This is a genomic window from Granulicella sp. S190 (genome assembly GCF_009766095.1).
Taxonomy (GTDB): domain Bacteria; phylum Acidobacteriota; class Terriglobia; order Terriglobales; family Acidobacteriaceae; genus Edaphobacter.
In genome coordinates, this window is sequence record NZ_LMUD01000010.1 from 1 (window position 1) to 228 (window position 228).

General features: G+C 68.4%; 1 protein-coding gene. It reads right to left on the reverse strand.

Annotation, left to right across the window (positions count from 1 at the left end):
- Positions 1 to 228: MBG-2 domain-containing protein (locus GSQ94_RS06100; protein ID WP_174240888.1), on the reverse strand; the 228-nt coding region annotated here is incomplete at both ends.

Sequence of the window (228 nt, forward strand, 5' to 3'; positions counted from 1 at the left end):
GCCGGAGATGGAGGCGGAGGCCTTGATGCCGGTGCTGCCGCCGAGGGCGGTTCCGTAGACGATGCTCTGGTTGGGCCAGGTGATGGTGTAGCTGGAGGCGGAGGCCTGGGTGACGGTGAGGGTGCCGTTGGTGTAGGTGAAGGTGTAGTTCTTGGCGGCGAGGGTTCCGGGGGCGGCGGTGATGGGGTAGGAGCCGACGGGCGAGGTGGCGGTATCGGCGGAGGTGAG